Source organism: Ruminococcus sp. AF31-8BH (genome assembly GCF_003460605.1).
In the GTDB taxonomy this organism is placed as follows: Bacteria; Bacillota; Clostridia; order Lachnospirales; family Lachnospiraceae; genus Blautia_A; species Blautia_A acetigignens.
In genome coordinates, this window is record NZ_QTVN01000011.1 from 118,313 (window position 1) to 138,773 (window position 20,461).

Annotated in this window: 18 protein-coding genes and 2 pseudogenes; 1 reads left to right on the forward strand and 19 read right to left on the reverse strand. The window is 44.3% G+C overall.

What is annotated here, in order from left to right; genetic code table 11:
- The 19 genes and pseudogenes from DWZ38_RS14645 to DWZ38_RS22860 all read right to left on the reverse strand — a co-directional run.
- Nucleotides 1-283: TnpV protein (locus DWZ38_RS14645; RefSeq protein WP_243000280.1), on the reverse strand; the 283-nt coding region annotated here is incomplete at its 3' end.
- A 31-nt stretch (nucleotides 284-314) separates the two neighbouring features.
- Nucleotides 315-659, reverse strand: a complete 345-nt coding sequence (locus DWZ38_RS14650) for a hypothetical protein (protein ID WP_347519881.1) — start codon at nucleotides 657-659, stop codon at nucleotides 315-317.
- A 144-nt stretch (nucleotides 660-803) separates the two neighbouring features.
- Nucleotides 804-2,532 (reverse strand): annotated as a pseudogene (locus DWZ38_RS14655) (ABC transporter ATP-binding protein).
- Nucleotides 2,533-2,534: 2 nt separating this feature from the next.
- Nucleotides 2,535-4,349, reverse strand: coding sequence for an ABC transporter ATP-binding protein (locus DWZ38_RS14660; RefSeq protein ID WP_117853769.1), 1,815 nt, complete (start codon nucleotides 4,347-4,349; stop codon nucleotides 2,535-2,537).
- A gap of 159 nt (nucleotides 4,350-4,508) precedes the next feature.
- Complete coding sequence (locus DWZ38_RS14665; RefSeq protein ID WP_117853771.1) at nucleotides 4,509-5,126, reverse strand: MptD family putative ECF transporter S component; 618 nt, start codon at nucleotides 5,124-5,126, stop codon at nucleotides 4,509-4,511.
- A 32-nt stretch (nucleotides 5,127-5,158) separates the two neighbouring features.
- A complete protein-coding gene (locus tag DWZ38_RS14670) occupies nucleotides 5,159-6,571 on the reverse strand; it encodes an energy-coupling factor ABC transporter ATP-binding protein (RefSeq protein ID WP_117853773.1) in 1,413 nt (470 codons plus the stop codon).
- Complete coding sequence (locus tag DWZ38_RS14675; protein WP_117853775.1) at nucleotides 6,571-7,278, reverse strand: energy-coupling factor transporter transmembrane component T; 708 nt, start codon at nucleotides 7,276-7,278, stop codon at nucleotides 6,571-6,573. Before DWZ38_RS14675 ends, DWZ38_RS14670 begins: the two co-directional genes overlap by 1 nt.
- A gap of 129 nt (nucleotides 7,279-7,407) precedes the next feature.
- Nucleotides 7,408-8,358 (reverse strand): AraC family transcriptional regulator, encoded by a 951-nt coding sequence (locus DWZ38_RS14680; protein ID WP_117853777.1) that lies wholly within the window; start codon nucleotides 8,356-8,358, stop codon nucleotides 7,408-7,410.
- 388 nt (nucleotides 8,359-8,746) lie between these two features.
- Nucleotides 8,747-9,640, reverse strand: a pseudogene (locus DWZ38_RS14690) (relaxase/mobilization nuclease domain-containing protein); the annotation flags it as partial.
- Nucleotides 9,641-9,803: 163 nt separating this feature from the next.
- Nucleotides 9,804-10,262 carry a hypothetical protein gene (locus DWZ38_RS14695; RefSeq protein WP_117853779.1) on the reverse strand — a complete coding sequence of 153 codons (459 nt, stop codon included), beginning with the start codon at nucleotides 10,260-10,262 and terminating at the stop codon, nucleotides 9,804-9,806.
- Between the two features lie 16 nt (nucleotides 10,263-10,278).
- On the reverse strand, nucleotides 10,279-12,429 hold the full coding sequence (locus tag DWZ38_RS14700) for a nitric oxide reductase activation protein (RefSeq protein ID WP_117853782.1): 2,151 nt from the start codon (nucleotides 12,427-12,429) through the stop codon (nucleotides 10,279-10,281).
- A 3-nt stretch (nucleotides 12,430-12,432) separates the two neighbouring features.
- Nucleotides 12,433-14,238, reverse strand: coding sequence for a hypothetical protein (locus tag DWZ38_RS14705; protein ID WP_117853785.1), 1,806 nt, complete (start codon nucleotides 14,236-14,238; stop codon nucleotides 12,433-12,435).
- A 69-nt stretch (nucleotides 14,239-14,307) separates the two neighbouring features.
- The gene (locus tag DWZ38_RS14710; RefSeq protein ID WP_117853787.1) at nucleotides 14,308-16,527 is read right to left on the reverse strand and encodes an ATP-dependent RecD-like DNA helicase; all 2,220 of its coding nucleotides are present in this window, start codon (nucleotides 16,525-16,527) and stop codon (nucleotides 14,308-14,310) included.
- Between the two features lie 11 nt (nucleotides 16,528-16,538).
- Nucleotides 16,539-17,147 (reverse strand): hypothetical protein, encoded by a 609-nt coding sequence (locus tag DWZ38_RS14715; RefSeq protein WP_147343024.1) that lies wholly within the window; start codon nucleotides 17,145-17,147, stop codon nucleotides 16,539-16,541.
- A gap of 16 nt (nucleotides 17,148-17,163) precedes the next feature.
- Nucleotides 17,164-17,745: a single-stranded DNA-binding protein gene (locus DWZ38_RS14720; protein ID WP_117853791.1), complete on the reverse strand. Its 582-nt coding sequence runs from the start codon at nucleotides 17,743-17,745 to the stop codon at nucleotides 17,164-17,166.
- 61 nt (nucleotides 17,746-17,806) lie between these two features.
- Complete coding sequence (locus DWZ38_RS23160; protein WP_270414173.1) at nucleotides 17,807-17,938, reverse strand: hypothetical protein; 132 nt, start codon at nucleotides 17,936-17,938, stop codon at nucleotides 17,807-17,809.
- Nucleotides 17,939-18,193: 255 nt separating this feature from the next.
- Nucleotides 18,194-18,394, reverse strand: a complete 201-nt coding sequence (locus DWZ38_RS14725; RefSeq protein WP_117853793.1) for a hypothetical protein — start codon at nucleotides 18,392-18,394, stop codon at nucleotides 18,194-18,196.
- On the reverse strand, nucleotides 18,391-19,224 hold the full coding sequence (locus DWZ38_RS14730) for an alpha/beta hydrolase (protein ID WP_117853795.1): 834 nt from the start codon (nucleotides 19,222-19,224) through the stop codon (nucleotides 18,391-18,393). Before DWZ38_RS14730 ends, DWZ38_RS14725 begins: the two co-directional genes overlap by 4 nt.
- The gene (locus tag DWZ38_RS22860; protein ID WP_243000281.1) at nucleotides 19,205-19,837 is read right to left on the reverse strand and encodes a TetR/AcrR family transcriptional regulator; all 633 of its coding nucleotides are present in this window, start codon (nucleotides 19,835-19,837) and stop codon (nucleotides 19,205-19,207) included. The genes DWZ38_RS14730 and DWZ38_RS22860 overlap by 20 nt, the downstream gene beginning before the upstream one ends.
- 251 nt (nucleotides 19,838-20,088) lie before the next feature.
- Between DWZ38_RS22860 and DWZ38_RS14740 the strand changes: the two genes are divergently transcribed.
- The gene (locus DWZ38_RS14740) at nucleotides 20,089-20,397 is read left to right on the forward strand and encodes a type II toxin-antitoxin system RelB/DinJ family antitoxin (protein WP_117853797.1); all 309 of its coding nucleotides are present in this window, start codon (nucleotides 20,089-20,091) and stop codon (nucleotides 20,395-20,397) included.
- The last annotated feature ends 64 nt before the right edge of the window (nucleotides 20,398-20,461 follow it).

The following is a 20,461-nucleotide window of genomic DNA, read 5'->3' on the forward strand; positions in this document are numbered from 1 at the left end:
CTTTCAATTCTTCCGTAACGCCTTGCTTCTCCATCATCTGACGCACCAGAATACCCATCCTCTCCTGTGCTTCATCGTCCACAGCATTCAGATGTTCTGTTAATCTGTCTTCCAACATATACAGAGAATACATTGCCGGACGATGCCCTTTCAGATACGTTTTCCGCATTCTTCCATATTTTCCATAATGCGGTTCTTCATCTGTACTGACAAGATTCGGATAGTAAATTCCGTCTGCTCCCAGTGTGTAGATTCCTCCCATCTTTTCAAATGTGCTTTTCATGTGTTATTCCTCCTTGAAATCAGCAATGTCCTTAGATCATCGCAAAATATTTCAGGGCAGCCTTGATAGCATCTTCTTTCTCTTTCGGACACTGTGGCACTTTTGGATTTTCTGTCCTTGGCAGATTATAGTTCTCTCCTACTTCGATTCCACATTTCCTTTTGATTTGAGAAATATATAAACTTGAAACCTTCAAGCCAAATTCTTTCAGCACATAATCTTTGATTTCCTGATAGGTCGCTTTCGTCTCTGCACTGGTTGCATCCAGCTCATCCAAACCCAAGTCGATCTCTATCGTGTCATCTGGCTTTTGTTGGAACAAAAGAACAACCGTCTCCAGGTAGTCCTCCCCGGACGAAGTTATTACTGGCTTCACAAACTCTTTTCGTTCCTGTTCCTGCTTTTTTTGCATTTCCGCAATCGCTTCACGGACAATTAAAGAAAAAAATATAGTACGCCCCCTTTCTTTCTAATTAGATGCTTTCTAAATGTTCCTCTCTGGGCACATGAAGTTTCATGATTACACGGCCCAGCCAAGGCTTTCCTGCTGAATATGGAACAGCTTATGATACAGACCGTTCTTCTTCATCAGCTCATCGTGGGTTCCATGCTCTACCAACCGTCCATTGTCAAGGACGAGGATTTGGTCTGCATCTACAACTGTACGGAGGCGGTGAGCGATCATAATAACCGTCTTACCTTCCACCAGTCTGGCAATCGCCTTTTGAACCAGAACTTCATTCTCCGAGTCGAGGGATGCTGTTGCTTCGTCAAGCAGAATGATGGGCGCATTTTTCAGCAATGCGCGGGCGATGGAAATACGCTGGCGCTCACCGCCGGAAAGGGTGTTGCCGTTTTCACCGAGGACCGTCTGATACCCGTCCGGCATTTCCCGGACAAATTCATCACAATAGGCGGCTTTGGCCGCGGCAATTACCTGATCGTCTGTTGCGTTTGGATTGCCCAGCCGGATATTGTTCATAACCGTATCATTGAACAAGGTCACATCCTGGAATACGAAAGACATATAAGACATGAGGCTTTCCGGCTCCATACTCTTGATGTCTTTGCCGCCCACAGTAATCTTGCCCTTCTGAACATCCCAAAAGCGGGCAATCAGTTTGGAAATCGTGCTTTTACCGGAACCGGACGGGCCAACGAGGGCAGTCACGCTCCCCTGGGGAATTTTGCAGGAAACATCTTTGATGACATCTTCCTGATTGTAGGCAAAAGTCACATGGGAAAGTTCAATATCGCAGTTCGGGACCGTTTTCCCGTCACCGTCCATTGCAGGAGTGGTGAGCAGGGTACGCATACGACTTGTAACTACATTCAAATTCAGCAGCGAGGACAAATTCGCCAGGATTGCCAAAATAGGGCCATAAATCCGCGTGACCATCAGCAGGAACATGAGCAAAGGCAGCAGTTCAATTTGTCCACTGGTCAGGAGGATAGCACCGACAAAGATTGTAATGCCAATACCTGCCTGCAAAATCATACTTGCACTGGACATGAACACGCCGACAGCCATCTCCACTTTGATGGCGATTTTTTTCATTGCTAACAGAGCTTTATCCAGCGCGCTGAAATGAGAACCGGACAGCCCGCAGGACTTGATGATCTTCATGCCTTCCAAGTATTCCTGTACCTGGTCAGAAGCAGCCAGCTTTGCGTCAACCTGTTTTTCAAACAGTTTCTTTTGATGGTTCCGGCTGAGCCAGATAATGAGGAAGGCAATCGGTACTGTGATAAATACGCACAGAGCGAGCCGCCAGTCAAAGAAGGCCAGCAAGATGCAGGTCAGGGTCACCGTGATGCCATTTGCAATCAGTGGAGGGATCGTGCTGCTGAGCAGGGATTCCATGCTGCTGCAATCTGCCATCATATTTGTGGTCAGTTCGGAAAGGTCCTTGGTATTAAAGAAATTCATAGGGAGTTTCCGCAGATGCTCCGCAATCCGCAGCCGGGTCGTGTTCGACTCCTTATACGAGGCAATATAGGTTTTGCGGTAATCATTTTTGGCGGCCAGAAATACCAGGATGGCCGAAACAATGCCTGCGCCCCACAGCATCCAGATATGGTTCCACTGGATGGAGCCACCGCTGACAAAAGGCGTCAGAATTTCACTGAAAATCATAACAGTTACACAGAACGGCAGAAGCATAGCCAAGTTCGTCAATGTGCAGGCGAAGATCGCTTTTTTCAAATCTGTTGTCTGACAAAAAGAGAGCTTTTTGTAATCTGCTCATAGTTACACCGCCTTTCCGCTGATTTTCCAGCCAATCGTTTCTGTATAGTGGTTCCACATTTGTGCATATCGTCCACCTGCGGCCACCAGCTCGTCATGTTTTCCTTCTTCGATTAGGTGTCCTTTCTCCATGACAATAATCTTATCTGCATTGCGGATCGTGGAGAGGCGGTGTGCGATGATGATAACTGTCTTACCCTGCATCAGCTTTTCAAAAGCTTTCTGGATCAGGTATTCATTCTCCGGGTCGCTGAACGCCGTTACCTCATCCAGCACGATGATGGGCGAGTCCTTGATAATGGCCCGCGCAATGGCAATTCGCTGGCGCTCGCCGCCAGAGAGATGGATGCCTTTGGAGCCGACCACCGTATGATACCCGTTGGGCAGTTTGGAGATGAACTCGTGGCACTGCGCCGCTTTCGCCGCCGCAATCACTTGTTCCTCACTGGCCGAAGGATTGCCCATACGGATATTATCCAAGATGCTCTGCTTGAACAGGAAAATATCCTGGAACACAAAGCTGACATGGCGCATCAGGTCATCCTCCGCCATATCGCGCACATCTACGCCGCCGATGGTAATGCTGCCGGAAGATACGTCCCAAAGCCGAGAAATCAGATTGGCAATCGTACTCTTGCCGCCGCCAGACGGGCCGACAATAGCTGTGATCTGTCCCTGCTTCGCAACAAAGGAAACATCCTCCAGCGCCTTTTCGTGTGTGTCTCCCGTGTAGGAATAGCTGACATCCTTGAAAGCAACATCATCATTGGTGGGTTTCTTGGGATGGCTCGTTTCCGGCATTTCAGGGATGTTCAGAATTTCATCCATCCGAGCCACATTCCCATCAATTTGCATGAACGACTCGGAGATATACATGATCTTATTCAGTACGCCGGAAATTGCAGGTACAAAGAGCAGATAGAAAATGAAGGTCATGGCAAACCCGGCAAAATCATCTGACCTGGAACCGATCAAAATCCCGACAGGTACAAGGATCAGATAAACATTATTGATGATTGTGGTGAAGGCGGGCATACAGTTCTGCCAGCCCAGGGAAAATTTCAGGACCCACTCTGTATATCCGGTAATCGCTTCTTTGAGCTTTTTGAAAGAGGATGCGATCTGGTTGAACGCCTTTACAACCGACATTCCACGAACATACTCCACAGAAGCGTTGTTCATTTCTTCCAGGGCTTTTTGATATTTCCCCATATTCTCTTTCATCTCGCCACTGCCAAAGCCAATGAACTCCGCAACAAACGCCAGAATGATACCGACCAGAGAGGCAAGACCGAACCGCCAGTCAACGGCCAGCAGGATGATGACCATGACAATGGGAGCTGTAATAGAAGCGACAAAATCCGGGAACTGATGAGCAATAAAGCCCTCTACGCTTTCAATGTTTTCATCCATGATTTTCCGCAGACGTCCGCTGCCAATCGTCAGGTGATACCCAAGTGGAATTTTCGTAATATGGTCTGCAAAGAGAACCTTCAGCTCGTACAGCGTTCCGAACGCTGCCATGTGTGAACTAAAAATAGCCAGAAAGTACAGCAGGATATTCGCCACGATCCCGGCGAGCGCCAGCCAGCCATAATTCATGACCATCCCCATATCCAACTGATCCAAGTTCGGGAAAACACCGATAATCGAGCGGATCATAAAATAGACCGCTATGTACGGGATGAACGAAGCAATGGCCGCCAGTGACGAAAGAACCGCAGCTAAGAATACAAGGCCCTTTCTGTCAGCAGCCAATTCCATGCATCGTGCCAAACCCGTCTTTGGTTTTGCCTGTTTCGACTTTGCGTTTGACATAGCATTAACTCTCCTTAAAATTGAAAGTGGTGAGGTTGGCAATCCCTAACCTCACCACTCATTTTATCAACCTTTGAAATTGCCTGCTACTCCATAACTCTGTTCCACTGCCAAAAATAGCCCAAAGATACCATGGAGTTAGTCGCAACTATATTTCCCTTAGACAATGCCTGCCTTCTGGAAATGCTTTTTGAACACGCCTTTTGCAATCAAAGCGCCGACGATGCCTGCAACGAAGGTCACAACAGCGATGATGACTACCATTGTTCCATTCATAAAGCTATGCAGCTCCGTCAGATACTCGGCGCTGACACCATTCGACGTAGACATATCATCCACATAGCCGGTCATAATGACCATAGGGAGATAGGTTCCCAGCGCAAAGAACATCATATACACGGAATAGCCAATGGTATTCAGCCAGAAGCTCTTGTAGTGGCCGATACGGGCCAGAAGCTCCGCAATTACGGCACCTGCAATAAAACCGACGGCAACCGCCCATCCTGCGCCAATCAGGAACTCAATCAGGCCAATCACCACACCGCTCAACAGAACGCTCCCGGCCTTTGGCACTTTAGCGCGCATCAGCATATAGATAATGCCTCCAGGAATTGTAGCAATGGCGCTTCCAAACGCGAAGGTCACTACGGTAGCTGCGGAAGCAAAGATGCACACCATTACTACGGCAAAGAACAGAACCGTAAAAATGCCCAGTGTAATATAGTCCTTTGCCTTCATTTTGTCGGACACGCCGACAGCTTTTGCTTGTTCACTCATATAGATAGCCCCTTTCTATTATTGGTATATAACTAAGATGAAGTCTTTTCATCCATGCGAATGACACGGGAACAAATCTTCATCAGTAGTTCATTGTCATGGGAAATCACCAAGATGGCTTTCCCTCTTTTGGATAGCGCACTTAAAATTCCTGCAACACTCTCCATGTTTTTGTAGTCCAAGCCGCTTGTAGGCTCATCAAAAATAAGTACCTCTGCATCCCGGAGAGCCGCAACGCCGATAGCAGTGCGCTGCTTTTGCCCACCTGATAGGGACATTGGATGCCGCTCTTTATAAATTGTCAAATTCAGCTCATCCAGAATATCGTCTATTCTCTTTTCGTCTTTATCCTTCTGGTCAGATAATGCCAGCAGTAGTTCCTGGTAAACGCTATCGGTAAACAGTTGATAGTCCGGGTCCTGCATGACAAGATATGCTTTCCTGATCCGCCGTTTGCTTGGGATCATACTGTTTTGGTATAGAACTTCTCCACGGAGTTCCTTCTGCAAGCCACATAAGGTCCGGGCTAAAGTTGATTTCCCACAGCCATTTTTTCCTACCACACCAACAATTTCTCCTGGGTAGACACGAAAATTCAGGTGCTGCGCCACGGGTTTCCCTTTCTCATATCCTATCGCAAGATCTTTAACTTCGACAGCCGGGGTATCGTTTCGAGATGGCATTGTTTCTGGAAGTTCTAACCTTGCAGGCGTATAGCTTCTAAGTCCCAGCGCCTTGATTTGCTCGGTACTGAGTAAAGCAAAATCACGGGCGGACCAAGATTGTTTCAGCTTACCATGTTCCATAAGGACAATGCGGTCTGCAATCCCATTCAAGAAGTAAAGGCGATGTTCGGATACAACAATCGTTTTTCCCTGCGCCTTAATCAGCAAAAGCAGCCGCCGTAGTTCTTGGATGGCCTCCGGATCCAAGTTTGAGGAAGGCTCGTCCAAGACAAAAATATCAGGATTTAATGCGTAAACGCTGGCAAAGGCTATGGTCTGCTTTTGCCCGCCGGACAAGTCAAACAGGTTGCGATCCTTTAACTTTTCAATATGTAATTCCCGGATAGTCTGTTGGTAACGGTTCAACATCACTTGATAAGGCATCCCCTTATTTTCCATACCAAACACAATCTCGCTGTCCGTATCCAGGCTGAAGAATTGACTGCGCGGATTTTGGAAAACAGAGCCTATCTTGTCTGACAAATCGTGCGGTTGGATTGTGTGGGTATCAACTCCGTCAACAAGAACAGTCCCGGACATTTCCCCTTCGTAAAAGTGGGGAATAAGTGTATTTATCAGCCTGGTCACACAAGTTTTTCCACATCCATATTCGCCAGTAAGAACAACACACTCCCCCTTTTCAATCTGCAAATTGAAATCTTGCAGATTTTCCCGCTCAGCACCGGAATATTGAAAAGATACATGGTCAATATCAATCATCAGCATATCCTCCCATATATCTGGTATTTGCAGAAAAATAGCACCACGAATGCAACGAGAAAGAAGCACAGTACCATCCAATCTTTAGCATGAACTTTTAGCTGAATGAACGAAGTTCGTTGTGCCGGATTATCAATGCCTCGTGTCACCGCAGAAGCAGATAATTCTTCTGCAATCGAAGCAGAGCGCATCACGATGGGGATAGCGATTGCCTCCAGAATGAGCACAGGGCGCGTGAATACATTTTTCCACGAAAGTGCGATGCCTCTTAACTTCATCGCGTCATAGATATTGTGGATCTCCTCACTGAAAGTAGGAAAAAAGCGCAATACCATAGCGAATGTAATGGTAATGCTCCGAGGAATTTTTAGCGAGTACATAGCCGCAATCAATTCGCTGACTTTCGTTGTAGCGATAAAGATTGAGGCAAAGAGCACCACGGGTATCATCACCCGAATAAACAATGTGAAGATCGACAAAATAGTTTCGATGGCCTTGGGAAGGAAGGCGCAAAGCTGCTGTATGGCCGCAATCACCACATAAAAGATAAGGTATTTCAATACAATCTTTTTCTGCCCCATCAGGCACGAAAGGATACAGATAAAGAAAAAACACACGCTGCCAAGAATGAAATCCTTCAAGCCGAACACCATAAAGTTGATAAGAATGAATAACAACAACTTTATTCGTGTGTCTATAACAAGCACAAATCACCACCTCCTAAAAATGGGTTGATGTAGTTAGATAAAGCTAACTACATCAACCCATTATACACAGTCCCTCAATTTTTTTCCGCTCCATTCCTTTGAGATGATGCAGAAAATAGCCCGTTCTTCCTATTTATTTTTTCGATAGTCCTTTGGTAACATCCCATACACAGATTGAAACGCTTTAGCAAATTTGCTGGCATTGCTATATCCGAGTTCTAAAGCTATATCCCCGATTTTCATTTTATCTTCCGAGAGCCACTGGGCTGCTAAATTCATTTTGTATTTTTTGAGATACGCATAGGGTGTGTCTCCGTAGATATGAGAAAAAACCAAATGAAAAACAGAGAGGTTTAAGTGTGCTTCCTTTGCCAACTGCTCCAGAGACACTTTTTCATTCAAATGGGAAATGAGGTATTCTCGTATCGCTTTTGTGGTCTGTATCTGTTTCTTATCAAAATACTTCAAATCGCACCCGTTAATCTGTGTCAACTGATCCATGTGGTATAGTAATTCGATAGCTTTGATTTTGAAATAGCCGATTGGCTCCGTCTCAGCGGCAGAATATAATTCTGAAAACAGATGCTTCAACTGCGCTGGGGTATCACTGACATACCACCGTGTTTCAAGTCCCAGCGTTGTTCCTATTTTATCAAGGTCAATAGGGATTGTCTGCATCATCCGGCGTGTTCCATCTGAAAGCGCCTGACGGTCAATGACGAGGCTGACGCCGTAATATTTTCCCAAAGGGAAAGAAAAGGAAATCGGCAAATGCTCTGTTGCCGCAACGCTAAAATAACCCTCTGGCAAATATGAGACAGTGTGATTGGCAAATTCACATTCATAGCGTCCAGTTTGACAATGCGTAATCTGGATAATATCTGGATTGAACTTTTGAGCTTTCATAGCCCCATCCGTCTCAAAATCGAGGAAACAAAGCTGTATCCCCTCAAATAGGTTATAGTTTTTCACGATACCACGGCCATTGCAGCCATAATCAACGACTACACAATCATCACTCTGCGATAACATTTTGGCCTGCATACCGTACCAGTCTTGATTAAAGTTGGGTTTGTCCACACACATCCCTCCAATCGGTTAGTTTTAACTTACTGATTTTATAATAACACACGCCTGGACGAAATTCAAGAAAATAGCCCGTTCATGTTTTTACGAGTCCAGATTCGGGATAATACTGGCAAGCAATGCCTGTGTTAATACACACAGGCCCGCAGGGAAGAAAATCCCTCCGTGATTTTCCTCTCCGCTTGCTTGTTGAGGGCAGCGCCCCCAAGCCCCTTTGAACACAGAATTTCATTCTGTGGCTGCGCGTTCTGCGAACGCTTTTGACCAGGACCAGCTTACCGCTGGCCGTGGTCTTTTTCTTGTGTGCCGAGCATGGCACTAATCTTACTGGTGAAAGTCCAGTCACGGGTATTTACCGCCAAGTGTAGTGAACCACAAGTCGGTATCGAGCATAGCCAGCACCTTTTCCAGCCTGCAATTTTGCCTGAATGTCCACCAGCAGATTGATCTTCGGCGGCTCTGCCTGTGTGACTGTTTTCTTTCGCGGGGTATGTACTTTCTTCCCTAAGAGAACTGCCCGCAAATCTTCCAATCCATATCCTTCGTCCAGACTGTCCATGCGGGCGGCTATCTCCCAACCAGAGAGTTTCAGTCGATACGATTTTCCGCGCTTTGAGACTTCACAACCATACTCTTGCAACAGCTTCAGCAGTTCTTCAAAGTCAGCAGGACTTTGTGATAATGCGTTGTCAATCGCCACACGAAGCAGCTCTCGGTGAGAGGGCTTTGCCTGATCTCCCAGCCACTTGTTATAGCTTTTTCCGTGAGGTTTCGGATTCTCTACAATGGACAGTCCGTTTTCAATGCAGATTGTATCACTTAACCGGCGAACCGCCTTGGTGCTGCCCCAAAAGTTTCGGAATTTCCGGTCATATTCTAAGCTGACCGATGACCAGATAATGTGATTATGAATGTGCGACTTGTCTATGTGAGTGCAGACCACAAAGGCATGATTGCCTTTAGTAAAACGCTTTGCAAATTCTACGCCCAGCCGGTTTGCTTCTTCCGGGGTAATCTCACCAGGGCGGAAGGACTGGCGCACATGATAGGCGATCACATCATCTGCGCCGCGCACCCGTCCGGTAGCGGCAATGTACTGCCGCTTTGCCAGAAGGAACTCCGCATCCGCAGTCCGGCTGTCACAGCCATAGCCGGTAATTAGTTTTCCGTTGTCAGTCTTTTGCGGATTTGCCACATAATCAATAATATCGCTGATTGCTCGGCTCTCAGTGCGCCCCTTTCCGATATGCAGGGGCATGATGCGTGTGGTTGCCATAGAAGGGCCTCCTTTCTAAAAAAGAAACGGCCTGCATGGTGCAGACCGCTTCTGCTATTCTATAAAATCGTCCTCGATGTCCTCTAACCGCTTTGGAGGAAACCTCATCTCGTATTGTTCTTCTTCCCATTAAATAAGGGGACAATATTGTCCCCAAAAAGTTTTATGCAGCAATATAAAGCTCTTTTTCCCTGCTTGCAAGGGGCAGGACATATGTGCTCTTCTCCAGATGATGTGTTTTCTGATACTTTACACCATCATGATAAGAAGGAAAGTTCATAACCTGTCCATTTTTTTCATAGGGCTTCAGCTCTTCCCTCTGCCCTGGTTCCATGCCGGGAACCGCAAGTCCCCAGGCCACCTTGCAAAGATTGCATCTTAATCCTGCATACCCAAGATATTCTTTTACAAACTGTTCCGCACTGTGGATGTTGAAAAAATAACGGGCATACTCCAGGGAGCGGCACAGTATTTTTCCCTCTTGAAATCCTGCAAAATAACAGTCTTTTTTTAGTTCAATCACATACCCGGTTGCGTAGATTTCCTTTCCAGGATTCCGTTTTTTGGAATCCGTATGAATCTGTAACAACTGCTCGGAATAAATCTTTTTTCTATCCTGCATCATATTCCTCCTGTTTTTAATTTGCTCTTCTAAGTAATTTTGCAAGCTGTTTGGTCAGACGAACTGGCAGTTCCCCCAGATCTGAAATATCAAGATAAGCATTTCCGTAAATCTCCTGGATGGCTTTTTTGTCCCAGCCAATTGCAGCAGCCTGGAACACAATTCCTTTCTTTACAAGTTTTTCCTTGATTTTTCTTAGGTCTGCCATGGCATAACCTCCAGAATAACAGGTTGCATTTGGCAATCCGTCACTGATCAAAAACAGCATTTTATGCTTTTCCGGCCGGTTCAGAAGCTTATTTGCCACAAAAAGAAGGGCTGCCCCATCCCGGTTGCTGCCACAGGTTTCCATAGTGGTAATTCTCAGACGGTCGTTTCGGTCTTCTGCAAACTCTGCACAACTGTGAAAATAGACGGTTTCCTCACTGGGATTATTATGACTGTAGCCATCCGTATGGTGCCCATAAACAAGAACCGGGATTCCAGCCTTCCTGCAAAAATCATATAAGGTAAGGGCAGCTGCCTTGGCAGCTTCCATACGCTGTCCCATCATGGAATCGGAATTATCCACTAATACACAGACTGCTGCATCCGTTTTCTTTCCCTGAAAAGTCCGCTTGTACACCGCACCGCCAGGATCCGCAATTGTACGCATATCCAGTCGCTTTCCGAAAATCATTCTGTGTTCCGTTCGTTCCTTCTGGTTTTCCAGAATTGGAAGAAATCTGACCCGAAGCCGCTTTTCCGTTCTTTTTACAGCAGCTTCATATAGGGGAAGAAACTTCTTTTCCGCTTCTGTAAAGACATTCTTATACAGAATCTTTTTTTTCACCCTGTCATGAGCCGCATCAAATTTCATCCCATCCACTTCCTTCTGTAGGCGGTTTCGGACTTCCAGTCCTATTTTCTGATCTACAGTTCCCTCTACCAGCTGAAAAAGAATCTTTTGGAATATAAGTTCAGAGTTCTCATCTGTACTCTCTTTTTGGTCTTCGATTCTTTTGGAAACCTGTATGACCCTGGCATTTTCAATATCTGGTAAAGCTTTTTCCTCTGCCTCCGATTCCTGGATAAAGGCTGGAAGGTTCTCCGTCAATTTTTTTAAATACTTATCCATGGCACTTTCCATCTTTTTTTGCTGTTCTTCTGTCAGCTCTTCGCTGCATCCATTTTCCTGAGCCTCAGCTTTCCATTTTTCTTTTTCAGATGGTTCATCTGAAGATTCTTTTCCTGGCTGTTCCTCCTGGGGCGTTTCTTTTTCCGGAGGTTGTTCCTGTGTCTCCTGCTGCTGTTCCCCATTTTCTTCCGGATCCTGACATTCCTGCTTCAGTTCCTCCAGAAGCTTTCTAAAATACTTCCACATCTTTAGGAGAATCCGGTTCGTGGTCTGGTAACGGATCAGGTCACTGTCTGCTTCCACTGACAGATCTACAAGCTGTTTTACTTCATTTAAGGTATCCAGCATCTCACAGCTTTCCATATTCCAGGAATTTACATAGCCCCGTAGGGCATACTGCACAAGTACTTTTAAGAAGACGGAAACCGGATCCGGCTTTCCCTCCAAAAGTTCTTTCAAAGGAGGGATCCATTCCACATTACGTCTCCGGTTGACCAGAATCCCTTTTTTGATACTGCCAGGAAACAAACTGCACATTTTCTCCTCTATATATACGTCATTTAAAAGATTGCTGATATAGGAAGCGCATTCTGTCAGAAGGGATAGTACCGCCGGATCTTTCTTGGTCAGATAAGTATTGATTTCAGCCAATGCGCTCTCTTCATCCTCGTTTTCGGGCTCCGGTGCATCTGGATACCAGGTTCCCGCCTGCATTTTCTGTATATAGACTCTTCGAAGCCTGGAATCCGTAAATCTGGCATGGCCACATTCGTGTCCTAAAATTCCAACCAGGCTGTCACTTTTTTGTTCCAGTTCCAAAAAGCTGCCAGTGATTGTATTATCAACGTTGATGCCAATCCTCTTTCCGTCATTCCAGCCGGCAATCCCATCTGAAGCGTTCTGGTACAAAAGCAGCTGTTCCAGCTTTTCCCCTGCCACTTCATCTGCAAGATGCTGGAAAAGCCGCTGGTAGCCTTCTGAAAAAAACACCTGCTGGGGGCTTAACTTTTTTTGTTCCTCTTTGATCCGTTCTCTATAAGTATCCTTCATTCTTTACTCCTGTTTCGAATAATATGGTTCGATATAGGTTTTCATCAGATGTTCCCGCTCTTCCGGATCCATTGCTGCCTTACTAAGCACCGCAATCTGGGCTGCCCGCCTGATATCTTTAATTGCCCGAAAAGTAAGCACCCAGTTTTCCAGTTCCCGGTAGCCGCAGACGCCATCCTGGAGGTCTTCTTCCTTCAGATAAGCATGGATCTTTTTTACCACGGAAATCATAAACCTTAAAACGTTCTCATCTGCATACCCAGTCCTTGCCGTTATCCGCTGCTTCATTTCCTCTTCTGTAAGCTCCTGCTTGGGCTGGATCAGACTCATACGGGACAATACAGACTGGTTAAAATTCCCACATCCCACATAATCCAGGTTAGTGGTCATAATGATAATGGTATTCGGATTTCGTCGTATTTTTTCACCGTTAATCAGATCCGTCACCGCACCATCATCAAAAAGGGAATTCAGCCTGGTCAGGGTACCCGGTTTCTCGATCATGGACGGTTCCTGTATTTCCAGAACCGAAGGCCGCCGGCAGGCTTTTATGATTTCTGATTCCTTTAAGAAAAAATCCTTCTCTTTCCTTGCACTTTCATATCCTTTTTCAAAAGCCAGGCTCAAAAGTTTGTGGAATGCCTCCCCTTCTGAAATGCCGTCTTCATAAGTACCGCTTAATACATAAAGCGCAGAGGCAGGATCCATCTGAAGGTCCTGAAAATCTGGCAGTTGCGGCAGCGTCCTTTTTTTCGTTCCCATGTTTGGAACGGTACTTGCCAGGAGTTCCAGTTCATCCGTTCCAGGTCCACAGGTAAATACGTAATAGGGAAGTCCTAAAATCTGGGCCAGCATCCTGGCATCTGTGGTTTTCCCGGTTCCTGCTTCCCCGGTCATCATAAACAGCCTTGCCGGGGTATGCGTCACCATTTCCAGAATCTCTTCCACTTCCTGGCTGGCAATATAATTCTCCGGAAGCATGGGAATCCTTTCTTCTTCAGCAGCAGGGCAGGTAAAGCATCCTTTATAAGCCACTTTTAACTCTGCAATGGTAGCGTTATTCTTTCCCTTTCGCGCTCCCAGCACTTTAAAGCTTCCGATTATACAGGCATTTGGGGCATAAATTCCAGAATTAAGGTCAAAGGGCAGAAAACTATCCTTTAATTTCCCGTTAAAAAACTGGTTACAGTCAAATGGAATCGCGTCTTTTGTTCCGGCCGTAACCCTTTGATACAGGTTGTCACAGCAGAGGAAGGACATTTTAAGCACCAGCTGCACCAGTCCTTTTTTTAGGGCACGTTTTAACTCTTCATAGCAGGCATGAAACTCATCATCGTAATACCTGCTTTTGGAAACAATACTTGCAAAGGCAAGCATGGCAAGATATTCCTCCCCTGTGGAGCCCCCTTTTAAAACCCCGGGCATTTTTGTTGTATCTCCTCCGTCCGGATCTTTTTTCTTTCTGATTCCACAAAACCTTCCATTCCGGAAATTATAGGTCATGACACAAACTTCTTCATCCAGTGGATATTCCATACAAAAATACCGGATGGAATTTTCTACATTCTGGATCCCGGCAGCTCCCGCATCCGGCTCTTTTTGTTCCTGCATGGCAATAAGCTTTAAAACAGCAGACAGAGTCGGCGGATGGAGTTTTGCTGATTTACCCTGGGTCCGCGTATTATACTGTGAACAATGGTCTGCTTCATAGCTGATTCTTTTTTTCTTAGTCTCTTCTAAAATCTGCTCAAATTTCTCCGGCAGTGCCAATTGATAGGTCCATGGCTCGTAAAAACAAATTTCCGGCATTTTCATTCCTCCCATAGGAAAAGCAGGGCATGGGAATCTGTTTTCCCATATCCTGCCCTTCTTTGTCCGTTATGCTGATTTCTTTTCCTGTTCCAGATAGGCTTCGTAAATTTTCCGGATCCGGAGCCCAAACATGGTATTGCGTTTACTCAGCGTATCATTCTTAATGGCGATTGCCATTGCTTTTTTACTTCCGACTATGATCACCTTCCGCTTTGCCCTTGTAACGGCTGTATAAAATAGGTTTTTACGGAGCATCCGGTAAAAACTGGTAAGCATCGGCAGGATCACAACCGGGTATTCATCCCCCTGTGCCTTATGGACTGTGATACAGTAGGCGAGGTTTAATGGCCATATATCATCATCTGTATATTCCATGATCTTTCCATCCCCAAAATCTACGCGCATGACATTTTTTCCATCTGCCTTGTAGATATTTAAGACCTCTCCCACATCACCATTTGCTACTTCCTCGATATTTTTCAGCTGCATGACAAGATCCTTTTCCCGGTATAAGGTCGTTCCATTTTTGATTTCCGGATAGCCGTACCGTTTCGGGTTTACAATATCCCGAAGAACAGGGTTTAATGCATCTGCTCCAGCCCTGGTATCTTTCCGGAGCGGGGAAATTACCTGGATTCCTTCTGCCTGGATTTCATTTTTTTGGAGTTCCTCCCTATAAAGCTTTTGGATCAGCTCCGATGCTTCTGTATCATCAGCAGCCGGGTAAAACTGGAACGTATCATCAAATACCAGGTTGGTTTTTCTTTCATTGATTTTATCTGCATTCTGGATGATCGTGGATTTGCCTTCCTGACGGAAGCTCTCTGTTAATACCGTGACTGGGATCACACCGGATTCGATCATTTCCTTAAACACATTGCCAGGCCCCACAGATTCCAGCTGGTCCTTGTCACCAAGAAATACCATTCGCGCACCATTCTGGACCTGCGACAAAAACTTATCCATGAGATACATGTCGATCATACTGCATTCATCCACAATGATAAGCTCCGCCTGGATGGAGCATTCCTCGCTCCACTCTTCCTCGCCGGCTTCTCCCTTTAAACCTACAGCCTTATGGATGGTCAGAGCCGGATAAGCAGTGCAGTCACTCATACGTCTTCTTGCACGTCCAGTTGGAGCACATAAAAGAATCTCTGCATTTTTGTTAAGTGCTTCCTGGACGGCCATGATAAAACGGATGATGGTCGTCTTACCGCGTCCCGGACCTCCGGTAATAATCGATACCGGATTTTGGAATGCTTCCAGAATTCCTGCTTTTTGTCTGGCATTTAAAAGGATTTTTTCTTTCTTCTGGATATCCCGGAGGATTGTTTCCACGTTTCTTCCCATTCCTTTTTGCAAGCTGAATTTCACAAGGGAAGCAGCTGCCCCAAGCTCTGCTTCAAAGCTTTTTTTCGCGTAGAAGCCTCCTGCATTACACACAAGGGTTCCATCTTCGCGAATCATTTCATTTCCCACATCACGGATGGTTCTTTCTGTTACCTGACCATCTGCACCTTTGTGGTTTAAAAGCCTGCCTGTCCGTGTCAGGACCTGCTCACAGGATAAATATAAGTGTCCTTCGCCCTCAGCCTCGGACATGACATGCAGGATAGCCGCTTTGATCCGCATGGGCTCATCCGGTTTAAAATTCTTTGCTTTTACTGCAATGGGATCTACGGTCAAAAAGCCAAACCCTGGGATTTCACATAAGCGAAACGGGGTGTCCTGAATGATAAGAGGGGCTGCATTTCCAAAATGCTCCTGAATCTGCGCCACCTTCCTTGGTGTCATCCCAAAGGGAGATAATGCTACCATCAGCTGCCGCAGCGTCTCACTGTTTTGATATCCTTCCAGGATTTCCATAAGCTTTTTCTTTGTAATCCCTTTGATTTCCAATAGCCTCCCTGGGTCTTTCTCCAGAATTTCAAAGGTTTTTTCCTTATAATGGTCTACGATCCGTTCTGCGAGTATCGGACCGATCCCTTTTATAAAATCTGATGCCAGATACGCCTTAATCCCTTCTGTGTTTGTGGGAAGTACCACCTGAAAAGACGATACTTTGTACTGCATCCCAAACTTTCCATCTTTCCAGGTTCCGTTTAGTTCCACTTCAAGCCCATCCTCTGTCGGAAGCTCATTTCCAACAGCTGTAAACATTCCGTACTGGCTGTTTTTCTGGGTACTTACTTTCTCTGGAAGGGCTTCTTCTGTCACATAGGAGGCAACCGTGTATCCATTGCCTTCATTGTAGTAGATACATCTAAGTGCTTTACATTTCATTTTTTACTACCTCATTTCCAGGAAATCCATAGATAGGAACCAGAAGATCTGACGGTATAACCATCGTCTTTTAACAGCTTCACCAGAGTTTCTCTCGGCCGCCCTGCATAGCCTTTTAAAAAGCCAATACGGTGGTAACCGTTTTTTCCAGGTACCGTACAGATCCCATCCTTATTAACCGCCAGCTCTGTTTTTTTCTCGTAACCTGCTTTCTTCCGGATTGCAGCAAGCCGTTCTTTTCCTTCCTTTTCATACCAAAGTAATGCTTCCTGGCTTATCAGTTCTGGTTCTTCCTTCGTATTTACCGGTTCTGTCCGCGTTTCATCCGGACTTTTTGGAACACTGCCGGACGCTTCAGCATGTTCGCATACTTCACCGGGAGCTGATTCTTTTGTTTCAGCATGATGGCATTTTTGTTCATTCTCATTCGTTTTCTCCTTCTTCTCATTTAGATATTTGTAACAGCAAATCCCTGCTGCAATTGGAAGGCCAATCGTCAGGCTCTGCACAATAACAGCCAGAAACACAGACCATAAAAAAGGAGCCAGAAGCAGCCCCATAATTCCGGTAACCAGGCAGGCTTTTTTATGCACCCGGCCCCATTTTTCTACCTGTTCCATTTTTCCTCCTTTACCATCAGCAAAAATCATCCATAGCTTCACCGCCTGCGTTCATGAACTGCTCGTCCACGCTATAACTGTCTTGCGAATGTTGGCGTGAAGGCTGTGCGTTCTGGGTTCTGTTTCCGGTCCGGTTTGTCTTATTCTGATTACTGTTTTGGTAATAAGACGAATTCTGGTAAGAGCTCCTCTGATTGAACCGCCCTGTAGCATTCGAACTGCTGTTTCTTGATGACTGTGAGGAACTGTTGCGACCGGTATGCCCCTTTTGACTCTCACCTTCGCCCTTACTGTCGGCAAACTCAATATCGCTCACAATAAGTCTCATTCCATATACTTTTTCTCCCCTGTCATTCGTATAGTTATCATTATGCATCTCACCTTCTAAAGCAATCCTTTTTCCTTTTTGAAAATACTTGCCTAAAAACTCTGCTTTGGTTCCAAATGTAACACAGCTGAAGTAATCTGCATTTTGGTCACCTTCCTGTCCATATTTTCGGTTAACTGCAACCCTGAAATATGCTGCTGTCTTTTTTCCTTCTGAAGCAACCACTTTAGGGTTCTGTACCAGGCAACCGATAAGTATGATCTTATTCATATAAATGCTCCTTTTCTTTTGGATAGCAAAAAAGACATTCAGAATAACTTCCAAATGTCCGTTACCAGATTCTTTCTTTTCGTTTCACCAGTTCTTCTGGCCTCCTTTCTTTTCTGATTTTTTGTTTTTCCTCCTTTCCGGGTATTGATCCGTATTTGTTTTTTGCAACAAAAAAAGGCCACTTAGAATCCATTCTAAATGACCTTATCCATCACAAAAGGCAGGAACCATGTCCCTCATAATTTTTCTTTCAGGCTTCCCCGAAACAAGAACTTCTTACCTGCTTTTACAGATACAAATACAAATCTCAAAATCATAATAACACAAGATGTAGTATGCGTCAACTTTACTTTCCTATATTTTGTGTTTCTTTTTGCGCATATACTTATTTTGCATACACCTGCCATATGTACACAGTCAGGAAACTCATTTTTTCATCAATCTGGTTTCATTTACAGTTTTTGATTCCACCTGACGTCATATAAGTTCCAACTAATATTACCAATACCGACATAACTGCAATAATGCCAGAAAGGAAACATCCGATCCCATTTCCAGCCACAATAAAATGCAGAGCAGCTAATATTATACCAATCACTATCAATGCAATTCCATATAAAACTTTTTTCCACTGTATGGTTGATTTCATCCAGACACTCCTTCCCTATCTACCTCTCTGATAAATTTTTCTATAAGCCTGTTTACTTCATCCGGTTGGTCAGTGTTGGAATTATGACCAGCATTCTTTATCCACTTAAGGGGTAAACCTTCTCTCTGATGCCATTTCTTATTATAGCTTTTTGCTGATCCCGCTTTATCCTTTTCTCCACAGATAAGTAATGCCGGACAACTGATATGATATGGCAGATCTACTTTGATTGCCTCAGCAAGCATTCTATAACCAAAACCGGCAAGCCTTGCATATTCTTTAGGATCTGAATCATAGGACATCATCATCTTTTGCATAAGATTCTGACCATAATCCGTCTCTGCGCACCCTCTTGAACCAGCCCTAAGAAGTGCTTTCCATGGATATATTTTATATAACGGCTCTGCTCTTTCAAGAAGCCATATTTCCATTGCTGTCATATAAGACTTTTGAAGCGGTGCAGAATCAATGGAGATAAAGCCCTTTATCTTATCCGGATATAATTCCATATACATTTGAGCCAAATATCCACCCATAGACTGACCGATAATGATGGGATTATAAATATCTTCTTTTGCTAAGATTTTATCAAGCCATTCTGCCATGTCAGACAGACTGTAATTATTCGTAAATGGTCTGGATAATGCATGTGATGGTGCATCCCATACAAACACATTCTGTTTTTTCTCAAAATATTCTGTCTGCTTCTCAAAAAGCCTGTGATCTGCTGTAAGTCCTGGCAAAAACACTAATGTAATTTTTTGTTTATCTATTATATTTACAAAATAATGGATGCAGCCACTAGGTGTCTTATAACTGTTTTCTGTCATTTTCCGTCCCCTTTCCATAAACTATTTCCCAATGATTTATCATTTCCAGATATTCCTGCTCAAAAACAGTTACATCATAATTTCCTGTTCTGTACCAATATTTAAGCATCCCATCTGAAGCATACAGAATTTCTTTATATATACTGGCAAATTCTATATCCTTACGGATGAAATCGAGATTCAGAATTGACTGAAGTAATTCCAATGTCGTTTGGGCAGCATCCTGTACATCCGGTTGGATGATGGATTGAATATCGGACTCCGTTTCAAAGTATGAATTTACGGAAAATAAGGATAAAAATGTATATTTTCTCATCACTGCACACTTAGCCATCAGACCACGACGCATCATTTCAAAAAAATCATCTGTTTCATATACCTTATATTTACACATGTATTTTCTTGTTAAATCCGCTGCATGCTTCCATAGAAAAAGATATAACTCCAGTTTGTTATGAAAATAATGAAACAATAGTGACTTGGATATTCCAGCTTCTGCCGCAATTTCTGAGGTTGGCGCCTTTTTATATTGATTCGTTGCAAATACTTTATACCCAGCATTTAATATTTGCGATTGTTTTTCTTCCGACAATGCATAAAATTTATCATTCATAAGCCGCCTCCGTTGACCGATTCGATTAATATGAGTATATACCCATTAACCGATTAACGGAAGACCTCATTAATATCTTACGATAAATCTGACCTCAGTTTATTTAAAATATTCAATTATCGTCATATGAATGGGAAGTTTTCTTCCCGCCATTTACATCTAATTTAATCTTCAAATAGTATTGCTATTGTACGGACATTTGTGTCTAATAACTATAGATAACATATTTTTCTTGAAAGGAGCGAATCTATATGGCTGCAAAATCAGCAAATTTATATGCACGAATCGAACCAGATGTAAAAGAAAAAGCAGAAAGTATTCTGTCTGCGCTTGGAATTCCAGCTTCCAGTGCTATTAATATGTTTTATAAACAGATTATTTTACAAAGAGGACTTCCATTTGAGGTGAAATTACCATCTTCAAGACCTGTTGACATTCATACATTATCTGAAGCAGAATTCAATGAAGAATTGGAGAAAGGATATTCGGATATGCAGGCTGGACGGACTAAAAATGCGAAAAAAGCCTTTGCAGATATCCGCAATGATTATGGTATATGATCTATGAGGTTGAATTATCTGAACAGGCTGACAGTGATTTAAGAGAAATTTTTGAATATATTGC